Source organism: Sulfurimonas sediminis (genome assembly GCF_014905115.1).
GTDB lineage: Bacteria > Campylobacterota > Campylobacteria > Campylobacterales > Sulfurimonadaceae > Sulfurimonas > Sulfurimonas sediminis.
Window position 1 is genome coordinate 1,030,644 of sequence record NZ_CP041235.1, and the last position, 16,630, is coordinate 1,047,273.

Below are 16,630 nucleotides of genomic sequence, written 5' to 3' on the forward strand. Positions count from 1 at the left end.
CAAGAAAAATATTTTGTTTGAATGGTATAATTTGACTTTAAAATAAAAAAGAGAAAAAGAGAAAACAATGCACACATACCAAATTGCAGAGTCAGTATTAGATGGCTATAAAAATGAAAAACTGACAGATGAAAGAGTTGATTTTTTAACAGCACAGGCTCATGAACAGCTTGCTGAAATAGCCAAAAATAAAGCACTTTTTGAAGATTTTTCAGGTCGGGTGAATGCACCAAAAAAGGTAGATAAAATTATTCTCTGGATACTTTTTATGTCAAATGAAAGCATATGTGACGACTATATAAGTGCGTGCAACAAAAATTACAGAGAGATAATTCCTATAAGTGATTTAGCCGACTTGTTACTCTATGTCATACATTTGAAGAAAGTGCAAAACATGGAACTCGACGGTTTTGACCACTTGGTAGAATGCGAAGAAGCAGGCATAGAAGAAGTAGACCAGTATGCCTTTACAAATGCGCTGCTCTACATTCAAAAACTCAAAGAAAAAGAAGTGGAGATGCAATTCTAAGACGAACAACTCACATGCGAAACTCCTGCAATATCAAACAGTTCAGCAGGTTTTTGGCTGTAGTATTTTGCTTCTGTTGCAGATGACTGCTCATCATAGGGATGTGTCATCACTTCCTGCAGCTCTTTTATAAGGGTGTAATCTCCTTTTTGGGCTGCTTTGTATGCTGGCACCAAAAACCACTCTCGCAGAGTGTACTTGGGATTGACCTGTTTCATCTCCTGTGAGAGCTTTTTGCGGGCCTCCTGCGTAGTGACATTGATGTTTGCTTTCCATTTTTCCAGCCACTCGCTCCAGCTTCTCATCAGTGCTTCATTATATACGGAATCACCGTAAAAGCTTTTTGCAAGCGTGGAAATATCTTCAGGAATATTTGAAAGTTCACGAAAAAAGATGGTGTAGTCAACCGAAGTCTTTATCATAAGTTTTATAAGTTCGTTGAACAATGCGGCATTAAAGACTGACAAGCCAAGTTTAGAAGCCCACATCTGTATCATTTTAGCCTGCATAACTTTGGAAAAATCATTCATGATTACATGTAACTGCTGCATCTGCTGCTCATGTGATTTGAGCAAAGGCTCTAAGGATTTACAAAACATCCCAAAATTTTGCTCGGCAGCCTGGGGTTGGTTGAGAAATGAAAAATGGACTCCGCCTCCTGTCCAAGGCTGGTATTTCGGATCGAACATGTCTATAAACCCAAACGGACCGTAATCAAGTGTAAAACCACCTGCGGCACAGTTGTCACCATTGAAATTTCCCTGACAGTATCCGACACGAATCCAGTTTGCTACAAGTGAAGTAAGTCGGGAGCGAAATTCACGGGCAAGCAGCACTGTTTTTTCTTCTAAAGGTAAATCTTTATCTATGACATCACTGTATTCTCTTTCAATCAGGTGCAAGATAAGTATCTCAAGTTCCTCCATCGCCTTTGGATGCTCATTTTTACGTGCCCGTCGAGCAAAAAGTTCAAGTTGCCCTACACGAAGAAAAGAGGGGGCAACACGCGTTGTAATGGCAACATTTTCTTCTATCATCACCTCTGGATCCCTTGAATACGAACCGTTTCTAAACCAAGGCCGTCTGACTGTTTCTGTCTTTGAAGTGTATAAACTCAAAGAACGGGATGTGGGAACACCAAGGGCATACATGTGTTCTTGTGCCAAAAATTCTCTAATACTTGAACGCAGTACCGCACGACCGTCAGCTCCACGGCAGTAAGGAGTTCTCCCTCCGCCTTTGAGCTGCATTTCCCATCGTTTACCCTTTAACACTGCCTCAAGAATAGAGATAGCCCGTCCGTCACCATACCCGTTTCCTGTTTTAAAAGGACACTGCTCATAATACTCTGTACCGTAGATGGAGAGTGCATACCCTGTTGCCCAGCCGGTGCGACGCAAAGGCTCTTTGAGATGGGAAGTGTCACCCGAAAACATGCGCATAAAGTCCTCAGATGCAGCCAAGTCATCACTCAGTCCAAGCTCCTTAAAAAAGATTTTGCTGTGCGCAATGTAAACAGGATTTTCTATCGGAGTAGGTTTTACCGGAACATAATGCCCGCTGAATACCTGTCTTGGCACGTGATCTACACCGTCTGCTGTAGCATTGGGATCAGGGTTAAGTGTGTCCATTAGAGAATACTCAGCAAACTGTGCCAGATCATCGAGTGTCTGTATATCTTGCATATATTGTCCTTCAATTAAAATATAATATTTTATATCCCAAATAGCTTTGTAAGAGATAAATTATTGAAATTACACTGGATTGATAATTTTGGTAGGACGACTTTGGCAAAGTGTTATTTTATATAAATTTAATCCATTATTTGCTCTCTTGCCTACTGAAAGTATAAGTTAGAGATCATCAGGAAGAGTATTATAAAGCGCTAGAAAACTCTAGTGCAATAGGTGAGAGTACCCCTTTTATAGAGTTTATGCTAGACATGATTTTACAAACAATCATAAAGTTCGGTAATGAGGTCGGTAATAAAGTGGGTAATAGGGTCGGTAATCTTACAGAGAATCAAATCATTATCATAGAACTCATGCAAGTAAATCCAAGAATAAGTGCCAAAAAACTATCGGATGAAGTTGGAATATCTGTACGAAAGATAGAAGAAAACATATCTAAACTTAAAAAATTAAATCTTATAGCAAGAGTTGGTGGAACTCGCGGACATTGGGAAATAAAGAAATAAAATGTCAAATTTAGTACATGTAGAGTATGAACAAACAAGAAAGAGTAAATCAACTAATGAATTATGATGTGTCAAGTCTAAGAAGAGATTGAAGAATTTATAAAAGAGATTTGTGAACTGCAGGAGGATGATATGCGTTTTAAAAAGTTGAAAAAATAGGTATGATAGAAGACAAAAGTATTTAAAAGTCCAATAAACAGGGAGTTATAAGGTGCGAATTAGAGTCTATTACGAAGATACACTATTTTTCTAAATTTCTGAAATTATGCCCATATTAGAGTGGCATTATAAAACGCTCTCCCTAAACACCATAAAAATATATAAAAACTAACTGTTCTTATCTCTTGTATGTTATAATATTTCAAATATATAGGTGAGGTTTTATAATGATTAATAAAAACATTATTATTCAAGAATTAAAAAATATAAAGCCTTTGTATGAAAAAGAAGGTATTATTTTAGTTGGATTGTTTGGAAGTTATGCCCAAGATAAACAACATCAATTTAGTGATATCGATATAGCCTACAAAATGGATTATAAAAAATTTTCTCAAAAATATAAAGACGGCTTTTCAAAATTGCTTCGTATTGATGCTATAAAAAATGAACTCACAGATAGATTTAAAACAAGAGTTGATTTAGTGCCAGATGAAAATAAAAAACTTTTTGACAGGTTGCTTTATGTCTAAGGCATCATACAGACTCCAAACAATTTTTCAAGCTATAGAAGATATAGAATATATCACTACAACAGATGAATTAAAGGTTACCAAGGCAATAGAAAATAGACTGATAAAACCTGCAATTCGTATGAATATTGTAAGAATTGCCGAGCAGTTTAACAAACTTAAAGATGATAATGCTTTTAAAATTTTAGAACAGTTTGATCCCGATGATTTAAGAGGGATAAATGCAGTACGAAACTATATAGCACACGATTATGACAGTACAGATGATCATATCATAGAGGATGTTATTAGATACAATATACCTGTACTTAAAAAAATAGTTTTAGAACTGTTAATCAAAGAAAAAGAGAATGAATTGTGAGAACAGCCCGTACAAGTGATACAAGTCAAATATTTTAAAAATATTATTTGGCTTGATTTTGTTGTTAATGGCAAAAGATATAGAAGAAGTATAAAAGCAGTATTTGTGAAAGAGCGCGGAGTGAGGCTTTTTTTTCCAAAGGTATGACCCCAGTTTTGAAAAATGGGCATTTTGTGGCCCGTAAAGTTACCGCAGATTTTTATAAAAGTGCTAAACTCGGTGATATGCTTGATATATATACAAAACTTGTTACAATGAAAGCAGCTTCCTTTACACTGAGTCAGGAAATTTACAAAGAAAATGAAAAAATATTTGAATTGGAAATTCTTTTGGTATATATTGATTTTGAGGGAAAAGTACAGAAATTAGATAATGATAGCAAAAAACTCATTCTCTCTTTATTTTAGGAAATTATATGAAAACTATAGATAAAAATGTAGTATATATAGGCTGGGTCAGTTTTTTTACCGATATGTCCTCAAACATGGTTACTACTCTTTTGCCCGTTTTTGTTGTATATGTTTTGAATGAAGGGGTTGATAAGCTTGGCATTATTATCGCTATTGCAACATTTATATCCTATGCTTTTCGAATTCTTTTTGGATACTTAAGTGATAAATATCAGATTGTAAAACCATTCCTTATAGCAGGGTACCTTTTATCGACTGTTTCCAAACCATTGTTGGGTTTTTCACACAGTTTTATAAGTGTCGCACTATTGCAGGGTGTTGAGAGAATGGGTAAAGCCATACGAAGTGCTTCAAAAGACTCGCTTATCAGCAGTTATGTTTTAAACAACGAACACGGAAGAACCTTTGGTTTTCATAAAATGTTGGATATTGCCGGTGAACTGTGTGGCGCATTTTTGATTTTTGTTATTTTCTTGTTTATTGCTCAGGATGAGAACTCTATTAGATTTATTTTTAAACTGACAGTCATTCCCGGGTTGATTGCAGTTGCCATAGTCATCTTTCTTGTAAAAGATGCGCCAAAAAAGATGAAAAAAGATAAGAAGGTTATCAACAGGGAAGATTACAGGCTTTTTCCGGTTTTATTTATCTATTTTGGATTTTTATTTTTTATTATGAGTGATCAGTTTTTTATATTAAAAGCAAGAGATGAGGGCTTTTCTTTGTCAATTATTCCTCTTCTTGTAATGATGCTGACAGCTGTGCAGACTTTTATGAGCTATTATGGCGGTGTTTTGAGTGACAAGATAGGTGTTATTCGAGTTATGCTGCTTTCATTTGTATTTGGTATTTTTTCTATATCTCTGCTCAATATAAATCTTTGGCTCGCATTTGCTTTTTTGGGTCTTTTTACTGTTTTTAGTTTAAATGCCATTCGTGCTTATATCTCTGAATATGCAAAATCAAAAGGCTTTGTTTTTGGTGTATTTTATGGCGGTGTTGCTGTATTTAGTGCTTTGGGAGCAATTGTTATAGGATATATTTGGAAAAACTACGGTTTTGAAAATGCTGTACTGATAAGCGAGGCAGGAATGGGAGTAATGTTTTTGACACTACTCGTTTGGAATATATTTGAAAAATCTCGATATTCCAGGGCGTAAAAGTTCTATATCATACATCATCTGATTGTTCAGAAGGTTGATATTGTATTCTCTTTCTTCACCGGTGATTTGTGCATAAAAGTAATCTATGCCGACAGTTGTGGTGTAGTTAATCCAGTCATACACAATGTCATTTCCCAACAGCGAATTTGTCTCAATTAAAATATTATTATCTTTGGTTATGGAATTGGCTACAATCATGTTTTTTCTGTCATTGTACTGCGTCATGGAGAGCAGCAAGGGGTCATAATTGATTTGTGTTGAAAGAATATTTGTAGCATTGACATCATAAAGTGTCAGTTGTGACAATATCATTCCTGTTTTAATGATTGGCGTATTGACAAAAAATGAAGCATTGACAATGTCTTCGTTTTCTTTTAAATATCTTTCAAGGTTGGTTGTTCTTCTTGAAAGAAAATAGGTAAATACTTTTTTTTCTTCTGAAAGATTGATATCTTCGCTGTAAACACTGGCTTCATCATTATAAAACATAGTATCGTTTATGTCTGTGGAAGGGTGTAAAAACTCGTCTTCTTGGTAGAATGCCAACTTTCTGCCTGTCTGTGACTTGTCAGAAAAAATAACCAGAGGTGAAACTGCTTCATGAAGCAGCATTTTACTTTGCTGTTTGTAGTCAATCCCTCCAAAAATAAGAGAAGAAGAGACAGTATGAGCATCTTTTTTATTTATAGTCGGAAAATATATATTTATATTTGGATCAATCTCAATAATGTTGTTCACTCCCTGCGCCGTAAGCGGTGCTATGACATACTCAAATCCATCTGATTCTATTTGAGCCAGTGCTTCTTGCAAATCTGATATGTTTTCTGTAGGAATCTTGTAGCTTTTGAGCATAAAAGAGTTACTTTTTGTCATCAGATAGGCAAAGGCTGCATTTGTAGTGGTGGATGCGTATTTTCCTATTTTCTTATAAGGCAGGAGCAGGGCTATTTTTAATTTCATGCCGGCGTTGGATGCGCCAAGATTGAGTACGGCAATGTTAATAATACGTGCCTCATCCAACTCTTTGTCTGTCAGTTTCTTATTTGCATGAGAGAGAAAAGAGAATATCTGTCCGTTTTGTAAAAGCTCTTTCATACATTTGTCGTTACATGTATAAGGGTCAAGGTCCTGAATATATATCTTTGGAATAGGAATATTGGATATCATAAAACTTTGTGCAAAAATGATACAGGGTACAAGCAGAAATAGTAGTTTTTTCATAGGCAACTCTTTATAGTTTTTAAATCATTTAATGTGATTTTTTTCAATTGAGGATTTCTCAAAAGATATTGGGGATGATAAATAGGGATGAGCTTATACTCTTTGTAGTCTATAACATGCCCTCTTACATTTTCAAAATTCACATCACCTGTCAGATGTGTATAGGCGTCTTCTCCAAGGGTTACAATGACCTTTGGCTTTATAAAATCCAACTGGGAAAACAGATAGTTTTTACAGGAGTTGTACTCTGAAGAAGAAGGTTTGTTTGATTGGAGCGGTTTGCATTTGACAGCATGCGTGATAAAAACATCTTCTATGCTGAGATGTACAACTTTTTCTATCATATTTTTTAAAGTTTCTCCGGATCGTCCTGTATAGTATGCGTTTGCACGGTCCTGTGCCTGTGAAACACTGAAGTCGATTAGAAACAATCTTGCATTTTGGTTTCCGTACCCGCTCATACTTTGCGTTCTTGATTTGCTCAAATCACACAGGTGGCATGAAGATATATTTTGAGACAGAGCCGCTAATGTTGTTGGCGTTTCATAGTTTGTTTTATCGTTTATATTAAAGTGCTCTATGTATTCAAAACCGATAGCTTTTAAGCGGTAGAGGTTTTGAAGCAAAACAAGATTTTGATAGGATTTCAATACTGCCACCATTTCTGAAAATATGATAAGAGTATAGTCAAACTGCGGTTAAATTCTACTTTATGGATTAAAAATATGTTATTATACATATGAAACATAGGTATAAAGGCAAAGACAGTATGAACAGTGATACTTTTGAAGTTGAAAATTTTACATTAAGCGCATCTGCTGAAGTTCCAGGTGTGATACATGAAATTGGGCTTTTGGCGAAACATAAAGTATTGATTCATATCCTCTCATATATACACAATACTGTATTGGTTCAAACTCTGGTACGAGAAATCAACAAGACAGTACCGGATGCAAAAATAGTACTTTTAAAGCATGATGACAAGCAAAAAACTTCTGTCGTAGTTTTTACGATAGATACGGATGATGCAGAGCACATAAGTGATGAAGTTCTCAAAGCACTCTATAAAGACCATTCAAATAAAAATTTGAGTATACAAGAGTACAGGACAGAACTTTTTAAACGTTATTTTACAGACCACCTGACCAATCTTCCAAATTTGTATCAACTTCGCAAAGACCTGGAAAACTGTGAGCAGTGTGGTTTGATTCTCTTGAAAATTGATAATTTTCAGACAATCAATAATTTTTACGGATTTGTAGTTGGCGATTATGTTTTGGAATATGTCGGAAAATACTTAAAAAAAGTCCTTTCGCCAAATCAGGTCTATCGTCTTTCAGGCGCAGAATTTGCCATTTCACTGGATGAAAATCTTGGTTTTTATCATTTAAAGAGTTATCTGTCCGACCTTTATGAGAAAATAAAAAATATAAAAGTAAGTTATCAGGAAACACAGATATTTGTTGATTTTACTTTGGCATCGTCATCAGACAGAATAAACAATAACATTTTTTCCAAAGTTTCCATGGCTTTGATGTATGCAAAGAAAAAGGGTGTTCACTTTTGGATTTATGAAGACAAAATGCATTTTGAAGACGAGTATCGGCGTAATTTACAACTCTCTTCAATTGTTCGCGAAGCAGTGCAAAATGATAAAATCATTCCATATTTTCAGGCGATTCGTGATAACAAAACGAAAGAAGTTACAAAATACGAGTGTCTGGCAAGGCTGATAGATATGAACGGAAAGATTCTTTCTCCTTTGCTGTTTATTCCTATTGCTAAAAATATCAAAATTTATAATGAAGTGACAAAAACAATAGTCAACAAATCCTTTGCTGTTTTTGAAAAGAATGAATTTGAATTCAGTATCAATCTTTCTATAGAAGATATCATGAGCAGCGAAATATTTAACTTTATTCTCAATAAACTGAAAAACTCTCACGCAGCTTCAAGGGTAACATTTGAGCTTTTGGAATCAGAAGCTGTGCAGGATTTTAAGAGAGTAGACAGATTCGTCAGTGAAGTTGTCAGGTATGGCGCAAAAATAGCAATAGATGATTTTGGAAGTGGCTACTCCAATTTTTCATATATTACAAAAATTGATGCAGATTATATAAAAATTGACGGCTCACTTATAGAAAATATTGATGTGGATGAGGCTTCAAAAGTTGTTGTCGATACAATTGTTCAGTTTGCAAAAAAACTGGGAATAAAAACAATAGCAGAATATGTGCATTCAAGTGTTGTTATGGACAGAGTGTGTGAACTGGGCATAGACTATTCACAGGGATTTTATATAGATGAACCATCTGTAAAATTAAATTTATAATAACAGGCAGTATATTTGAAGTCAACTAAATATATTTCAATAGACAAAGATATCATAAAAGAAAATGCAGTGTTTGAGTTTAATCTTTTTATTCCTTCAGAGAAAGAAAAAAAGATGCACTATTTTAAACATGCAGGTACTTTGGTGAGTGCAGAGGATGTAAAAAAGCTTAAAGATATCCAGGCTGTTTATATCAATGAAAAAGAGAGGGCATATTATCTTAGATATTACAACCAAAGAGTTGCACATGCTCAAAAAAAATACATAAACTTTGAAGAAAAAGCAGCTAAAATATATCATAAAGCTACTGTTATCCTTCATGCTTTGTTTTCAAATCCGGAAGATCCAAAGACTTATAAAACATCCAAACATGTGATATATGAGCTTGTGGAAACTGTTGCAGATAAGAATTTTTCTATTGACTCTATTATAAATATAGCTGAACATCAGTATACAATAATGACACACTCCATTAATGTCTGCATTTATGCATTAAATCTTGGGGCTTACTTGAAATTCTCCAAAGAAATGCTTGAAGCATTGGGAGAAGCAGCACTTTTGCACGATATAGGAAAAAGTAAAATCAATTCTGAAATTGTTGAAAAAAAAGGACGCTTGAGTGAAATGGAATTTACTGAAATGAAAAAGTACCCGATGTTTGGCTATGCCATCGGATTAAAATTAGGAATAACAAACAAAGATATTCTCATGGGTATCAAGTATCATCAGGAAAGAATGGACGGTTCAGGATACCCTGCAGGACTCAATGGAGAACATATTCCCTATATAGCAAGGATTATTGCTGTATGTGATGTTTTTGACGCATTAACGAGTAGAAGATCTTATAAAGAAGCAATGGGAGTTTTTGAAGCATTGTTGTTGATGAAAACAAAAATGAGTAAACAGTTGGATGTGAAGATTTTAAATAAAATGATAGAAATGCTCAGATAGAATTAAATAATTCTATCTGAAGAAGAAAGTGACTACTCAGCTACTTCTACAACAACAGGAGTTGATTCCCAGATACCGTGTTTAGTACAGTAGCCGTGTGCAACAAGGTTAAGTTTTTTTCCAGTTGGACGAATAGTGAAAGTTACTTCAGCATGAGATTTTTCATTTCCTAATGTTCCAGGAACAAAAGTTGCCATTGCTAACTTTGTGTCACCGTTGAAAAGAGTGATACTTTCAATATAATGATCAAAATCATCAGGGTGTGTATATTCATTCCCCATTTTTACATTTACTTTTAAAGTTTCGCCTTTTTTCGCTTCACCTAAAACGGTAATGAATGGTGAGTGACGGTCAATTAAATCTTTTTTTGCTTCTCTTTCTACTGTGTCAATGTCAACGTATTTGTTAATCTTTGGCATATTAAATTCCTTGTGTTAATTTATTTAACGTTATTGTATCTATAAAATCTTTAGCATTATCATAAATCAGAGTATATTTATCTTGTCTAAGTTTTATTTAATAAATTTTAAATGATTTAACGAGTTTTTAACCAATAAAGAGATAAAATCGCGGTAATTAATACATAAAGAGTCTAAATATGTTAAAACCACTACTAATTGAAATCGGTGTTGAAGAGCTTCCGGCAGTTCCTCTGTTAAAAGAGATGAAGAATATTGAAAAAAAATATGCCGATATTTTAGAAAAATATGCTCTCTTGAGTGAATTTGAATTTTATTATACGCCTCGTCGTTTGGTAATGTGGCACAGAGAATTTCCAATACAGCAGGCTGACAGTGTAGAAGAGTTTTTTGGTGCACCTTTGGCTGTTGCCTACAAAGATGGCGTCCCTACCAAAGCGGCTGAGGGGTTTGCCCGTAAATGCGGAGTTTCACTAAACGAACTCAGTACGGCAGAAAAAGGCTCTAAAGAGGTACTTTATTATAAAAAAGATGTTGCAGGAAAACCTTCGGCAGAACTTTTGCCAGAGATTATACATACGTGGCTCAAGTCACTTGATTTTGGCAAATCTATGCGATGGGGCAGTCTGCATGAGAGTTTTATCCGTCCTGTTCGATGGGTAAATGTGCAACTGGATGATACGCTTGTTCCTATGCACATGTATGGCATAGATGCCGCAAAAACTACACGTGTACACCGTATAGCAAATTTTAATCCTGTAGAAATTACAGGGATAAAAGAGTACTTTGAAACACTGAAAAACGGTGGTGTGACACTTTTTCAACAGACAAGAGAAGAAAAAATACTTGCAGACATTAAAACGATCGAAGATGAGAACAGTGTCAATGTTGAGATAGATGAAGATCTTTTTGCGGAAGTGGTTGCTATTACGGAAAATCCGACAGCGTTGTTAGGCTCGTTTGATGAAGCATTTTTACGATTGCCTCCTGAGGTTATTATCACTTCCATGAAAGAGCATCAGCGTTATTTTCCTGTGTTCAAAGAGGGCAGACTTATCAACAGGTTTGTAGTTGTTTCCAATGCACTGACAGATGATTTTTCTGAAGTAATAGCCGGAAATGAGCGTGTGCTTCGTCCTCGTTTGGCAGATGCGCTTTTCTTTTATGAAAATGACCTGAAAAACGGTTTGAGTACAAAAGGGTTGGAAAAAGTTGCCTTTTTTAAAGGCTTGGGCAGTGTTGCCGACAAAATAAAGCGTGAAGAAAAAATTGCCACTGCTTTATATGATATGTATCAGCCTGATGTAAAAAAAGAGGATTTGAAAAGAGCTGTAGAACTTGCAAAAGCCGACCTGATGAGTGAAATGGTGTATGAGTTTACGGAATTGCAAGGATTGATGGGTTACTACTATGCAAAAGAAGCAGGCGAAAACGAGGCTGTTGCTTTGGCTATAAAAGAGCAGTATCTGCCTGAGGGTGAAGAGAGCGAGCTCCCTTCTACACCTCTGAGTGCCATAGTGGCGATGAGCATCAAGCTTGATACTCTGCTTGGACTTTTTTCTGTCAATGAAATTCCGACAGGTTCACGTGACCCTTTTGCTCTGCGTCGTGCAGTCAACGGCATTATCCGCATCGTCAATGAATACGGCTTTGAATTTGACATTGTCAAGACTTTAAAAGAGTTGTCCGTAAATTATGATGCAATTGATTTGGAAAAACTTGAAAACTTCATCATAGAGCGTATCAGAAGATACTACAAAGTCAATCCTTCTATTGTTGAAGCGGTTTTAGCCTCCGGTGAGAGAGAACTTTTAGCACTCGGTCATAAAATAGAAGCGCTGAATACGCTTGTAAACTCAGAAGGCTTTGATGAAGTCTCTTCTACTTTCAAACGTGTGGCAAATATTACAAAAGATATTGACCTTCATTCTGCGTTACATGTAGATGAGACTCTTTTGGAAGAAGCCGCAGAAAAAACATTGTATCAAAGATACAAAGAGGTTACATCAAAAACCTATGAAAGCTATGAAGAAGAGTTGGATGCCCTGCTGGGACTCAAACCTGAACTGGATACATTTTTTGACAATGTCATGGTCAATGCAGAAGATGAAAAGCTGAAAAACAACCGTAAAGCACTCATCGCTTCCATATACAAAAGTATTCTTACTATTGCCGATATTAAAGAAGTAAGTATATAATTTATTATACTAAAAACTTTTTGTAGTCGAACTTGGTGTGAAAAGTAAAACAATTGTATGATAAAATAGAGAACCAAGAACAAGGAAGTTAAAATGTCAATATTAAATCTTAAGACTATGACAACATCGCAAAAGTTTATGGCGATGGAAGAACTCTGGGAAGATATGAGCAAGAATACAAACGATGAATCTTTGACACCACAATGGCACAAAGCTGTATTACATGAAAGAGAAAAGCAAATTGCAAGTGGCGAAGCAATATTTGAGAACTTTGATGATGCTAAACAAGATTTATTGAAAAAATTCTCATAAATGAATATACAAATATTAACTCCCGCAAAGATTGATATTTCTAGTGGTGCTGACTTTTATGAGTGCCAATCACAGGGATTGGGACATTACTTTTTAAATACCATTTTCTCAGATATTGAATCATTACGAATATATTGTGGAGTTCATATTAAAATTGAAAATTACTACCGTCTTTTATCTAAGCGATTTCCATATGCAATTTATTATAAATATAATAACGAAACAGTTTATATTTATGCAGTTTTGGATACAAGAAGTAATCCTGTCTATGTTAATGAAAGACTTTCTTAAATGCTTTACAAAGAGAATACTTTGATAAAAAAAGGAGAAATTCCAGAGAAAGTTTTTCAAGAGGCTGTAAAATATAAGCTTTTAGATGGATTTATATGTATGATATAGCTATTATAGGAGCCGGTATAAACGGCTGTTCTGTGGCGTATGAATTTATAAAAGAGGGCAAACGTGTTCTTCTTTTGGATAAAGAAGGCATAGCAAGCGGCGGAAGCGGTGCGGCGGGTGCTTTTATATCTCCCAAGTTTTCCAAAGCGGGGGAGCTTAAAGAGCTGCTTCAAGAAGCCTTTGTCTACTCTTATGATTTTTACGATAAAAATTTCCCTTTAACCTTCACAAAAGCACAGCTTGTTCACATTGCAAAAGATGAAGCAGATGATGCAAGCTTACATGTATACAAACAAAATGCACCGCTGCCATTGCACAACATTCCACTTGATTTGTACTCACAATTGAGTGCAGAGGCAAAAAGAAGAGAGAGTGTTTCCATAGATGCCGGTGTCGTCAATGCCCAAAAAGTATGCAGTGATATGTCCTGCGGTGCAAAGTTTGTCCAAGAAAAAGCAGAGACACTGGTATTTGATGATGATTATTGGGTAATCAATGAAAGTTACAGCGCCAAAAATGTTGTGTTGGCAACAGGAGCATACGATATGCTCATCAAAGAGCCATATATCAAACTCCGTGGTGTTTGGGGACACCGCATAGATGTCACAACAACAACGCAAAACTGCTGTTCTGTGCATCAATATGTCTCTGTTTCGCCCTCAAAGAATGGAAAAATAGCCATAGGTGCCACACATAATGTGCATTATCATCCCGAAAAAAACAAAGAAGCGTATGATGTGGAGCAGGGCAGAGCAGAACTGTTGCAAAAAGCTTCACAAACTATGCAGTTGGAAAATGTGAAAGTTGTAAAAGATTATACGGGATTGCGTTCGGGTTCTTTTGATTATCTGCCAATGGTCGGTTCTTTGGTGCTTTCAAGTGAAACACTGCTTACATGTAAAGGCTCTTTGCATACGAAAAAGCCTGATTTTTCAAAGTATGTTTATTATCCGAATCTCTTTATGATAAACGGAAGCGGAGGTTACGGTTTTGTTTTGGCACCGTATCTGGCAAAAATACTGAGTGAACATATACTGCACGGGAAAAAAATCAATGAGCGAATAAGCCCGGCACGGTTTTTTGCGCGTTGGGCTAAAAAAAGATAGTTTGTAGAGTTATATTTTTACGCGTTGAGGCGGCATTGTTTTAAAAATTGCTTTGACTGCATTGGCACGGACTTCTCTTGCTTTTCCTCCGGCAAAAGGTGAAAGGTAGTAGGCTCTCTCAATACATTCATCAGGGTCATAATTGTTGTCATACATAAATACTACATTCTTATCGAGCTTGTTTACATGTAAAGAGAGCGCTCTGGCATACGCGATGATGGCTTTGTGGTGTCTGTCGTATTTGTTTCCTATGCCAAAAAAGACAAATTTTCCGCTTAATCTGATATTTGGTATATCTATATAATTTAACTGCTTGTCATATCGTGTGAGCTGTGTAGAGGTAATTTTGTCCAGGTCAGCATCAAACTCTTCCAAAATAGGAGTCGGTTCGATGTTTTCTCTGTTGTAATTAAACAGATACCTGATTTGGATAAGCTTGCCTTTGTAGTGTTCTTTAAAGCCTGCATTTAAAACATAGTCTTTTGGACTTTCATTCAAAGCGACAAACTCATCATACTTGTCAAATCCTTCTTCTTGCAAAAAACGGCTCATTTTATAGCCGACAGGGCTGACTTCAGGGTTATACAAAAAAACAGTTCCTGCGACAGTTTTGCGTTTTTTCTTAAGCATGTTTTCCAAATCATCAACGGTGATTTTTTCCTCTTCGTTCTCATTGATATACATATACTGTTCGACTAAATAGTCCATATCAAAGTTTGTTGAAAATTTTCCAAATACTTGCATTTATTATCCTCTGGCACTTATTAGGCGAATTATACTATAATTCTTTTCATGATTTATATAGCTTTTTTAATTTTCACTTTTTTAATATTGCTGTTTGCTTTTTATCAATGGCAATATTTTATGATTTTTCGTCCCACATATATAAAAGAGAGACGTTTGTGCCAACACTGCTCTTTTTTAAGTGCGAAAATGGAGGATGGTATAGAACTTGAGGGGGCTGTGTATGAGCCGAAAAACCCCAAAAGTACCCTGCTCATGTTTGTAGGACGAAGTCATGACGGTGTGGCTCTTCTCAACAGACTGTCCCAGGTTTATCCAAAATCACGGATAGTAGTCTTTAACTATCGTGGTTACGGCAAAAGCGAAGGTGTGGCAAACGAGAAAAATATTTTGCAAGACGGTCTGAAAATCGCAGAGTTGATGCAGAAAAACTATGGTGATTTTTATCTTTTGGGTTACTCTTTAGGCTCAAGTGTTGCTGCGTATGTTGCTTCAAAACATAAAGTTTCAGCACTCTTTTTGATAGGGGCTTTTGACTCCATAGGACAGCTTTTACGCCAAAAATATTCTAGAATTTCTTATATGGCAAAGCTTTTGCGGTATAAGTTCAAAACAATGCATTACATAGAAAATGTAGAGGCTGATACCTATCTGTTTGTCAGTCGGGATGATGAGCTAATTCCGCTCCAAAATGCAAGAAATTTAAAAAAATATATCAAAAACCTGGTCCATTATGAAGAGTTTAGCGGACTTTCGCATACGGAACTGTTTTGGGATCCGCGTGTTACAAATAAAATCAATGAAGTTATCACATGAGTGCAGGTTTGTATCTGAAAAAATTTCTAACATTTTTTGTGGAACCGCTTGGCTTGATTGTTACACTGCTGGCAGTCGGGCTTTATATGTTACATGTAAAGAAGATGCGTTTTGCAAAAATATTGTTTTCTTTGGGCTTGTTTTTACTGTTACTTTTTTCCTATCCGCCTTTTGCAAACTTTTTGGTACAGAATCTGGAAAACCGGTACCAAAAATTTGATTATAAACAGCAGATAAAATACATACATGTACTCGGCAACGGACATAATACGGATCCGTCTCAGCCACTCTCTTCACAAATTAGCAGTGCCGGCACAAAAAGAGTTTTAGAAGGGGTACTCATACATAAAAAGATGCTGGACTCAAAATTGATTTTTACAGGATATGAGGGAGATACCAACACGACAAATGCAGTGATGAATGCAAAACTGGCACATGCTTTGGGTGTGGCATATAAAGATATGATTATAAACGGCAAACCTGCCGATACAAAAGAAGAAGCACTTTTTACCAAAACACTCGTCGCAGATAAGCCTTTTGTACTGGTAACCTCTGCCACGCATATGCCACGGGCTATGATGCTTTTTCGCTCACTTGGTATGCACCCCATAGCAGCACCGACAAATTATTATAAAAGTGAGTTCAGAGGGTATCTGCAGGTTCCCAAACCTGTTTATTTTTATATATCAAGTGTAGCAGTTCATGAGTATATAGGCATACTCTGGGCAAAAATTAAATCTTTTGGCTTGTAGGAACCCGTACTTCAGTGCGGGCTTTGTGTCT

Annotated in this window: 18 protein-coding genes; 13 read left to right on the forward strand and 5 right to left on the reverse strand. The window is 35.8% G+C overall.

The features are described 5' to 3' along the window. Positions 1-67: 67 nt before the first annotated feature. Positions 68-529 (forward strand): hypothetical protein, encoded by a 462-nt coding sequence (locus tag FJR45_RS05560; RefSeq protein ID WP_193151727.1) that lies wholly within the window; start codon positions 68-70, stop codon positions 527-529. Here FJR45_RS05560 and FJR45_RS05565 read toward each other — a convergent pair. Next, positions 526-2,214: a protein adenylyltransferase SelO gene (locus FJR45_RS05565; protein WP_193151728.1), complete on the reverse strand. Its 1,689-nt coding sequence runs from the start codon at positions 2,212-2,214 to the stop codon at positions 526-528. The genes FJR45_RS05560 and FJR45_RS05565 overlap by 4 nt on opposite strands. A 257-nt stretch (positions 2,215-2,471) precedes the next feature. On the opposite strand from FJR45_RS05565, the gene FJR45_RS12450 reads away from it, so the two are divergent. From FJR45_RS12450 to FJR45_RS05590, 5 genes are all read left to right on the forward strand, one after another. After that, positions 2,472-2,726: a winged helix-turn-helix domain-containing protein gene (locus tag FJR45_RS12450; RefSeq protein WP_226966489.1), complete on the forward strand. Its 255-nt coding sequence runs from the start codon at positions 2,472-2,474 to the stop codon at positions 2,724-2,726. A 386-nt stretch (positions 2,727-3,112) separates the two neighbouring features. After that, the gene (locus FJR45_RS05575; RefSeq protein ID WP_193151729.1) at positions 3,113-3,415 is read left to right on the forward strand and encodes a nucleotidyltransferase family protein; all 303 of its coding nucleotides are present in this window, start codon (positions 3,113-3,115) and stop codon (positions 3,413-3,415) included. Then, a complete protein-coding gene (locus FJR45_RS05580) occupies positions 3,408-3,776 on the forward strand; it encodes a HepT-like ribonuclease domain-containing protein (RefSeq protein ID WP_193151730.1) in 369 nt (122 codons plus the stop codon). Before FJR45_RS05575 ends, FJR45_RS05580 begins: the two co-directional genes overlap by 8 nt. Before the next feature lie 101 nt (positions 3,777-3,877). Further along, positions 3,878-4,183: an acyl-CoA thioesterase gene (locus FJR45_RS05585; RefSeq protein ID WP_226966512.1), complete on the forward strand. Its 306-nt coding sequence runs from the start codon at positions 3,878-3,880 to the stop codon at positions 4,181-4,183. 8 nt (positions 4,184-4,191) lie between these two features. Then, a complete protein-coding gene (locus tag FJR45_RS05590; protein WP_193151732.1) occupies positions 4,192-5,346 on the forward strand; it encodes an MFS transporter in 1,155 nt (384 codons plus the stop codon). Here the strand turns inward: FJR45_RS05590 and FJR45_RS05595 are convergent. Further along, complete coding sequence (locus tag FJR45_RS05595; RefSeq protein ID WP_193151733.1) at positions 5,299-6,570, reverse strand: type 1 periplasmic-binding domain-containing protein; 1,272 nt, start codon at positions 6,568-6,570, stop codon at positions 5,299-5,301. The two genes, FJR45_RS05590 and FJR45_RS05595, sit on opposite strands and share 48 nt — an antisense overlap. Further along, entirely contained in the window at positions 6,567-7,229 is a 663-nt protein-coding gene (locus FJR45_RS05600) for a uracil-DNA glycosylase (RefSeq protein ID WP_226966513.1), read from the reverse strand. The genes FJR45_RS05595 and FJR45_RS05600 overlap by 4 nt, the downstream gene beginning before the upstream one ends. Positions 7,230-7,309: 80 nt before the next feature. On the opposite strand from FJR45_RS05600, the gene FJR45_RS05605 reads away from it, so the two are divergent. Both FJR45_RS05605 and FJR45_RS05610 read left to right on the forward strand, forming a co-directional pair. Next, positions 7,310-8,902: an EAL domain-containing protein gene (locus FJR45_RS05605; RefSeq protein ID WP_226966490.1), complete on the forward strand. Its 1,593-nt coding sequence runs from the start codon at positions 7,310-7,312 to the stop codon at positions 8,900-8,902. A gap of 15 nt (positions 8,903-8,917) precedes the next feature. Beyond that, the gene (locus FJR45_RS05610; protein ID WP_193151735.1) at positions 8,918-9,853 is read left to right on the forward strand and encodes an HD-GYP domain-containing protein; all 936 of its coding nucleotides are present in this window, start codon (positions 8,918-8,920) and stop codon (positions 9,851-9,853) included. Between the two features lie 32 nt (positions 9,854-9,885). Here the strand turns inward: FJR45_RS05610 and FJR45_RS05615 are convergent, their stop codons facing one another. Further along, positions 9,886-10,272 (reverse strand): class II SORL domain-containing protein, encoded by a 387-nt coding sequence (locus FJR45_RS05615; protein ID WP_193151736.1) that lies wholly within the window; start codon positions 10,270-10,272, stop codon positions 9,886-9,888. 179 nt (positions 10,273-10,451) lie between these two features. On the opposite strand from FJR45_RS05615, the gene glyS reads away from it, so the two are divergent. The 3 genes from glyS to FJR45_RS05630 all read left to right on the forward strand — a co-directional run bounded on the left by glyS (position 10,452) and on the right by FJR45_RS05630 (position 14,287). Beyond that, positions 10,452-12,470, forward strand: a complete 2,019-nt coding sequence (gene glyS, locus FJR45_RS05620) for a glycine--tRNA ligase subunit beta (RefSeq protein ID WP_193151737.1) — start codon at positions 10,452-10,454, stop codon at positions 12,468-12,470. A gap of 93 nt (positions 12,471-12,563) precedes the next feature. Continuing rightward, the gene (locus tag FJR45_RS05625; RefSeq protein ID WP_226966491.1) at positions 12,564-12,782 is read left to right on the forward strand and encodes an addiction module protein; all 219 of its coding nucleotides are present in this window, start codon (positions 12,564-12,566) and stop codon (positions 12,780-12,782) included. 386 nt (positions 12,783-13,168) lie between these two features. Next, entirely contained in the window at positions 13,169-14,287 is a 1,119-nt protein-coding gene (locus FJR45_RS05630) for an NAD(P)/FAD-dependent oxidoreductase (RefSeq protein ID WP_193151738.1), read from the forward strand. 9 nt (positions 14,288-14,296) lie between these two features. Here the strand turns inward: FJR45_RS05630 and FJR45_RS05635 are convergent, their stop codons facing one another. Continuing rightward, positions 14,297-15,031 carry a hypothetical protein gene (locus FJR45_RS05635; protein ID WP_193151739.1) on the reverse strand — a complete coding sequence of 245 codons (735 nt, stop codon included), beginning with the start codon at positions 15,029-15,031 and terminating at the stop codon, positions 14,297-14,299. A gap of 120 nt (positions 15,032-15,151) precedes the next feature. On the opposite strand from FJR45_RS05635, the gene FJR45_RS05640 reads away from it, so the two are divergent. Both FJR45_RS05640 and FJR45_RS05645 read left to right on the forward strand, forming a co-directional pair. After that, positions 15,152-15,847 (forward strand): alpha/beta hydrolase, encoded by a 696-nt coding sequence (locus FJR45_RS05640; protein ID WP_226966492.1) that lies wholly within the window; start codon positions 15,152-15,154, stop codon positions 15,845-15,847. Beyond that, positions 15,844-16,599, forward strand: coding sequence for an ElyC/SanA/YdcF family protein (locus FJR45_RS05645; RefSeq protein WP_193151741.1), 756 nt, complete (start codon positions 15,844-15,846; stop codon positions 16,597-16,599). Before FJR45_RS05640 ends, FJR45_RS05645 begins: the two co-directional genes overlap by 4 nt. The last annotated feature ends 31 nt before the right edge of the window (positions 16,600-16,630 follow it).